This is a genomic window from Streptomyces purpurogeneiscleroticus (genome assembly GCF_020024005.1).
In the GTDB taxonomy this organism is placed as follows: Bacteria; Actinomycetota; Actinomycetes; order Streptomycetales; family Streptomycetaceae; genus Streptomyces; species Streptomyces purpurogeneiscleroticus.
In genome coordinates this window covers 1-6,693 of sequence record NZ_NHSG01000049.1, presented here as the reverse complement: position 1 = coordinate 6,693, position 6,693 = coordinate 1, and the positions used below count along the sequence as shown (strand labels likewise).

7 protein-coding genes are annotated in these 6,693 nt (G+C 70.0%); 4 read left to right on the top strand and 3 right to left on the bottom strand.

All coding sequences use genetic code 11. The features are described from left to right. Positions 1–42: 42 nt before the first annotated feature. Positions 43–1,401 (bottom strand): phenylacetate--CoA ligase PaaK, encoded by a 1,359-nt coding sequence (gene paaK / locus CCS38_RS01435; RefSeq protein ID WP_223731340.1) that lies wholly within the window; start codon positions 1,399–1,401, stop codon positions 43–45. A gap of 139 nt (positions 1,402–1,540) precedes the next feature. Here paaK and CCS38_RS01430 point away from each other — a divergent pair, with 139 nt between their 5' ends. Together CCS38_RS01430 and CCS38_RS01425 are read left to right on the top strand one after the other, a co-directional pair. Further along, positions 1,541–2,239 (top strand): alpha/beta fold hydrolase, encoded by a 699-nt coding sequence (locus CCS38_RS01430; RefSeq protein WP_223731339.1) that lies wholly within the window; start codon positions 1,541–1,543, stop codon positions 2,237–2,239. Positions 2,240–2,325: 86 nt separating this feature from the next. Then, positions 2,326–3,036 (top strand): chorismate mutase, encoded by a 711-nt coding sequence (locus tag CCS38_RS01425; protein WP_223731338.1) that lies wholly within the window; start codon positions 2,326–2,328, stop codon positions 3,034–3,036. Here CCS38_RS01425 and CCS38_RS01420 read toward each other — a convergent pair. Then, positions 3,026–4,135, bottom strand: a complete 1,110-nt coding sequence (locus tag CCS38_RS01420) for a questin oxidase family protein (RefSeq protein ID WP_223731337.1) — start codon at positions 4,133–4,135, stop codon at positions 3,026–3,028. The genes CCS38_RS01425 and CCS38_RS01420 overlap by 11 nt on opposite strands. Before the next feature lie 62 nt (positions 4,136–4,197). Continuing rightward, positions 4,198–5,151, bottom strand: a complete 954-nt coding sequence (locus tag CCS38_RS01415) for an LLM class flavin-dependent oxidoreductase (RefSeq protein ID WP_223731336.1) — start codon at positions 5,149–5,151, stop codon at positions 4,198–4,200. Positions 5,152–5,431: 280 nt separating this feature from the next. Between CCS38_RS01415 and CCS38_RS01410 the strand changes: the two genes are divergently transcribed. Beyond that, entirely contained in the window at positions 5,432–6,247 is an 816-nt protein-coding gene (locus CCS38_RS01410) for a DeoR/GlpR family DNA-binding transcription regulator (protein WP_223731335.1), read from the top strand. A gap of 82 nt (positions 6,248–6,329) precedes the next feature. Then, a partial coding sequence (locus tag CCS38_RS01405) for a four-carbon acid sugar kinase family protein (protein ID WP_223731334.1) occupies positions 6,330–6,693 on the top strand: 364 nt, incomplete at its 3' end.

Sequence of the window (6,693 nt, the reverse complement as noted above, 5' to 3'; positions counted from 1 at the left end):
CCCCAGGAGAAGCTCGGGTCACGTGTCCCGGAGGTCGACGATTCACGCGTCCCGGAGGTCGACGATCCGCTTGATCTTGCCGACCGAGCGCTCCAGCGTCTCCGGGGCGACGATCTCCACCGCCACGGTGACCCCGATGCCGTCCTTCACCGCGCGGGCGATGAGGTCCACCGCGGCCGTGCGCTGCTCGGGGGTCGCGTCGGGGCGGGCCTCGGCGCGTACGGTCAGCTCGTCCAGCCGGGCCTCACGGGTCAGCCGCAGCTGGAAGTGCGGCGCGATCCCCGGAGTGCGCAGCACGATCTCCTCGATCTGGGCGGGGAAGAGGTTCACCCCGCGCAGGATGATCATGTCGTCGCAGCGCCCGGTGACCTTGGCCATCCGGCGGAAGGCGGGGCGCGCGGTGCCCGGCAGCAGCCGGGTGAGGTCGCGCGTCCGGTAGCGGACGACCGGCATGGCCTCCTTGGTGAGGGAGGTGAACACCAGCTCGCCTTCCTCACCGTCCGGGAGCACCTCTCCGGTGATCGGGTCGACGACCTCGGGGAAGAAGTGGTCCTCCCACACGTGCAGCCCGTCCTTGGTCTCCACGCACTCCTGCGCGACGCCCGGCCCCATCACCTCGGACAGGCCGTATATGTCGACCGCGTGGATGTTCATGCGCTCCTCGATCTCGCGGCGCATCTCCTCGGTCCACGGCTCGGCACCGAAGACGCCCACCCGGAGGGAGGTCGTCCGTGGATCGATGCCCTGTCGCTCGAACTCGTCCAGGAGGGTGAGCATGTAGGAGGGCGTCACCATGATGATCTCGGGCCGGAAGTCCTGAATGAGCTGCACCTGGCGTGCCGTCATGCCGCCCGACGCGGGGATGACCGTGCAGCCCAGCCGCTCCGCACCGTAGTGCGCGCCGAGCCCGCCGGTGAACAGCCCGTATCCGTATGCCACATGCACCTTGTGGCCGGGGAGTGCACCGGCGGCACGCAGCGACCGGGCCACCACATCGGCCCAGACGGACAGGTCGCGCTCGGTGTACCCGACGACGGTCGGGCGGCCAGTGGTCCCGCTGGACGCGTGGATGCGCCGAACGGCGGACTCCGGTACCGCGAACATCCCGAAGGGGTAGCCGGCGCGCAGGTCGTCCTTGCTGGTGAAGGGGAAGCGCGCGAGGTCGGCGAGGGTACGGCAGTCCTCGGGGCGCACGCCTGCCTTGTCGAACGACGCGCGGTGGAACGGCACGTGGTCGTACGCGTGCCGCAGCGTGGCCCGCAGCCGCTCGAGCTGGAGCGCCCGCAGCTCCTCACGCGTCAGCCGCTCCGCGTCGTCGTACGCCGCAGTGGCCGCGTAGCTGTACGTCTCTGCGCCGCCGTGCGTCTCCGGGGCCTTCGGCCTGTCCGGTGTTCCTGCCATCCGCATCCACCGCCCGTGTCCCGTACCGGTCGCCCGGACGCCGACCGATCATTCGGTGGCCGGTGTCGGAATCAAGTAATCAGCGGGCGGCGAACACGTCAAGGGTCTCGAACCGTGCCGTCACGGGTACCTTCGGCCCATGGCGGACGTACAGAAGGTGCAGGTGGACGGGGTCGAACTGGCGTACCGGGCGTGGGGCGAGGCGGACGCGCCCCCGGCCGTACTGCTGCACTGCCTCGGCGAGGACGGTGAGGACTGGCGCGGGGTGGTCGGCCAGCTGGCGACCACCCACCGGGTGTACGCGCTGGACCAGCGGGGACACGGGCAGAGCGACTGGCCCGGCGAATACGGCTTCGAGCGGTGGCGGGACGACGCGATCGGCTTCCTCCGCGAGCTGCGGCTCGACGAGGTCACGCTGATCGGCCACTCCATGGGCGCGGTGGCCGCGCTGCTGCTGGCCGCCGAGCGGCCCGAACTGGTGGCCAGGCTGGTCCTGGAGGAGGCGGCGCCCCCGCTGCCCGCCGAGCCGCCGCAGGAGGTACCGGAAGCACCGCCCGGCCCTGCGGCGTTCGACTGGGCGGCGAAGGCGGCGGTGGTGACGGAGCGGAACGCGCCGGATCCGCGCTGGTGGGACGGCCTCCCACGGATCACCGCGCCGACGCTGGTGATCGGCGGCGGCACCGACAGCCACATCCCGCAGGAGCACCTGACCCGTATGACGGAGCTGATCCCGCACGCCGAACTGGTCACGATCGACGGCGCCGGGCATCTAGTCCACGAGGAGCGGCCGCGCGAATTCCTCGACGCGGTACAGGGGTTCCTGGCGCGGGAGGGCTGAGGCCGCGGAGCCGGCCCCGGTAGCCGTAGCGGTCGTTGATCGAGTAGAACAAGGCGGTACGCACGACCGACCGAGAAGGGCAGCCCGTGCCTCTCACCGCCCCTGTTCGCCGTGGTGCACCGCGGCGCGTCCTCATCCGCCGCGCGGTGGTCACCGCGGCTGCCGCGGCCGTCCTGTGCACCGGAGCTCCCGGCGCGGTCGCGGCCCCGGCCCCGGCGGTCCACGCTGCTCCGTCGGCTGCGCATACGGGCCCGTCCGCGCATACGGGCCCGTACGCAGCCCTGCGCCCGATCGCCGCGCTGTCCGCCGAGCGGCTGGCCACCGCCGATCTCGTCGCTGCGGCGAAGTGGGGCACCGGCAGCCCCATCGACGACCCGGTGCGGGAGCGGCAGGTGCTCGACGCGGTGGCTCAGCGGGCCCGCGAACTGGGTGCCGACCCCGACCGCACGGTGGCCGTCTTCCGCGACCAGATCGAGGCGAACAAGATCGTGCAGCGCGGCCTGCACCGACGCTGGACCGCCGACCCCGACCGGGCCCCCACCACGCGCCCCGACCTCAACGAGGTCCGCAAGGAGATCAATCGCATCAACGAGGGCCTCGTACGCGCCATCGCCGACTCCGCGCCCGCGCGCCGGTCCCCGTCCTGCATCCCCGTCCTGGCCGCCGCCTCGGCACATGTCGTACGGGACGAGCACCTGGACCCGCTCCACACGGTTGCCCTGGCCCGCGCGGTGCGCTCCGTCTGTGACCAAGAGGATGTATCGGAGCCCGGCCTCAAGGCCGGCCTCAAGGAATGAGGCCGCTTTCGGGCGTCGGAATGCGCAGTTGGGCGGCCTGGACCGCGGCGGCGTAGCGGGGGTCGGGGCGCAGGCCGTTCTCGCGCAGACATGCCTCGGTGAACTTGATGACGTGCTCGTCCTTGTGCTCCACGGCGCGGGCTATGAGCTCGCTAAAGGGCGGGACCTCGGTTTCCAGCGCGGTCTCGCGCGCCGTGTCCTCGCCTCGGCGGCCGCCGGTGAAGGAGAGGAGCAGCGCCACATGGAGCTGCCAGACGGCGGCAACCGTCGGCAGTCGCATTTCCGGGGGAAGGTGGGGCAGGACGATCCGGACGGCGGCAGGAAGCGTCACGCCGTGCAACAGCGGAATGGGATAGATCTCCGTGTGGACGAGGTAGAGACCGGCGAACTCGGCCGTCATCTCGCTCAGTAGCAGCTGGGGGTCCTTCGGAGCGACGGCATGCAGCGCTTCGGTGTATCCGGGAATGCCGGAGATCCGGTTGAGCCTGTCCCGTGAGATCACCCTCGCCTTCGGCGGGGCCAGAAATTCCGCCAGCTGCTCGCGCGGAATCCCCGCTATGGCCTGAGCCAGCCCGGCCTTTCCCCGGAAGTCCGCCTCCCCTGGAAGGGTGCGGTAACGGGCGGCCCAATAGGCGAGCCCGCGCGCGAGTTCGGTCAGCTGAGCACGGCTCGGATGCGGAGTGCCGGACAGGCTGCGTACGGCGTGCGCCGTCCGGATCGCGCCGTGCGTAATGCCGGCCAGGAGGCCGGAGATGAGGCGCGGCCACCATCGGACGAGCACGTCGCGCCAGGGAGCGTCGGTCAGCTCCCGGAAGAACAACTGCTCCCAGTCCCCGGCCCGGCTGAAATCGCCCAGCGCGGACCGCCAGGACCCTTCGTCCGACGCGTCGAGGGGAAGGAAAGGCGCGGGCCTGTCGTGATGCGGTTTGGCGCGGTAGACCTCGACCCAGGTGCCGATCTGATCCCCGTGTCCGAGTGTGGCCAGCACTTCGGACGCCATCGGGCCGTGATTGACCAGTTCATTGCGGTCGCCGCGCTCGTATCCCAGGTCGTCCAGGCGCTCCAGCGCTTCGTTGACGGCATCGGCATAGGTAACCACGGGAACTCCTCTGTTGGTCTTCTCTTCTGGTCTTCTCGAATACCGGTGGCTTGTGGGGCTTGTCAGGAGAGCAGTGGAGTGAGTTCTTCGACGAGGAGTTCCATGTGGCGGGCCATCAGGTCGTCGGGCATTCCGGCGATGCTCGCCCAGAAAATGAGGTGCTCCACGGGCAGCCCCTTCGTCATGGCCCTGATCCGCCGTGCGGCCTGGTCCGGAGTAAGGACATCGAGCAGCTCGCGCAGTTCGTGGGAGGCGGGGTCCGGCTCCAGAAACGGCAGTTCGGGCCGCTCACTGCCCTCCGACCAGCCCTGCCGATAGGTGTTTTTCTGATGGGCCAGGTGAGGTGCGATCCGTATCCAGGCGGCTTCGGGATCGTCCGCCAGCACAATGGGTACGAGGTCGCCGACCCGCGCTGTGCGCACATCGTGTCCGGCTTCTTCGAGTCCCGCCGTGTAGTGCTCGAACATGGGGCGGGATATATGCAGGTATCCCATGCCGAGTCTGCCTGCCATCCGCGCGCCGCGGGGACCGTAGAACCCGCCCCACATCGGTACGGGATCCTGAAGCGGCGGCGGGGTCACGACGTTCTCACTCCACAGCCGGCATACTTCTGCGACCGCCTGGCCGGCACGCGTGGTGCGGCGCTGGTGCGGGACATGGAAAAGCTGGAATTCAGGGACTCGGTATCCGGCGCCGATGCCGAGCTCCAGCCGGCCACCGCTGATCAGGTCGACAATTGCTGCTTCCTCGGCCAGATGGGCAGGTGCACGCAGCGCCGGTATGACCACCGAGGTGCCGATGCGCGCATGCTTCGTACGCGCCGCGACGGCAGCTGCGAAGGTGAGCGGCTGCGGCAGATAACCGTCCTCGAAGCGATGATGCTCGGTGAACCAGAGGCCCCCGATGCCCCGTCGATCGGCTTCCTCGCAGAATTCCAGCGTACGCGCATAGTGGTCGGCCCAGGGCCGCTGCCATTGCGCCGGATTACGCAGATCAAAGAGGAGTCCGATCCTCATTATCGTTCTCACCTTCCGTGGAACACGGCGCGCGTGAACAGAGCTGGAAGCAGCCTCTGTTGGTCACGATGCGGGGGTCAAGGTTTTCCATGTCAGATCTGCGTGAGGGAATGTCATATCGACGTCAATGTCATATCGATGTCAATGCGTCCGTCGGGAGGTGAATCGAGCGGTGCCGGGCACCTTGCTACTCTCGACTTGCGCGATGTGCGCAACTTTGCGGTGGAGTCGAGGTCACCGCGCGGACGGTCCGCAAGGTGACGGTGACGGAGGGCAGTTGATGAACGGGGAGCGGGCGGGGACGCGGGAGCGGCGGCGGCGGATGGTGGAGCTGCTGGGGGAGGGTGACGTCAGCGTGCATCGCCTGGCGGCCGAGTTCGGCGTCTCGCTGTCGACCGTACGGAGGGACCTGGCCAGCCTCGCGGACCGGGGGCGCATCACGCGTACGTACGGCGGGGCCGTCGACCACCGCCTCCCGGAGCGGTCCTGGCGCGACAAGGAAGGCGTGCAGCGCGCCGAGAAGGCCGCGATCGCGCGGGCGGCAGCGGAGCTGGTGCGGCCGGGCGACGTCGTGCTGCTGGACGCGGGGACGACCGTCGCGGGAGTCGCGCACGAGCTGCGCGACCGCACCGACGTCACGCTGGTCACGAACGGGCTCTCCACGCTGCTCGAACTGGCCGACGCGGACGTGGAGCTGGTCGTCCTGGGCGGGCGGCTGCGCCGGCCCAACGAGGCCCTGCTGGGCACCCGTACGCTGCGCGAGCTGCGCGGTATCACGCCGGACCTGGTCTTCCTCGGCGTCGACGGGCTGGATGCGCTGCGCGGCATCAACTGCCCCGACCACGAACAGGCCGCGCTCAAGGAAGCGATGGCCGAGTGCGCGCGGGCCTCCTGGGTCCTCGCCGACCACTCCAAGCTCGGCAGCGCGCCTTCGGGGGGTGAACCTTCGGGGGGTGAAGACGCCGCGGTCCGGCCTGCCTTCCCTTACTGGGCGGCGATGCCTCCTGGTACCGGACTGATGTCCACGGCCGATGCCACGGCGCTCGCGGCATACGAAGAGGAGCGCTGGAACGTCTCGGCGGTGCACGCCTATTGACGCACCTGCATCCTGTGGCCAAGGCTGAAGTGACGCAAACGCGCATCTTGGAATGCGTGATTCGCTCGTTTCGGGAGGCTCCGTGCCGCAGGTCCTCGTCGTCGGAGACGATCTCACCGGGAGCAATGCCACCGGCGCGCTGTACGCCAGGCTGGGGCTGCGCACGGTCACCGTCAGCACGCTGGACCAGGTACGCCGCTTCGCCGGCCGCGCCGACGTCCTCGTCGTCAACACCGGGTCCCGGCACTGGCCGGCGGGACGCGCGTACGACGCGGTACGGGCGGTGGTCGCGGCCGCCGGGCCGGTCCTGCTCGTCGCCAAGCGGGTGGACACCACGCTGCGCGGCAACCCGGGCCGGGAACTGGACGCGGTACTCGACGCCCTGGCGGCGGCAGCCGCCGACCAGCCGGAGCCGGCCCCCACGGCCCCTGTCGCCTCCGCTGCCC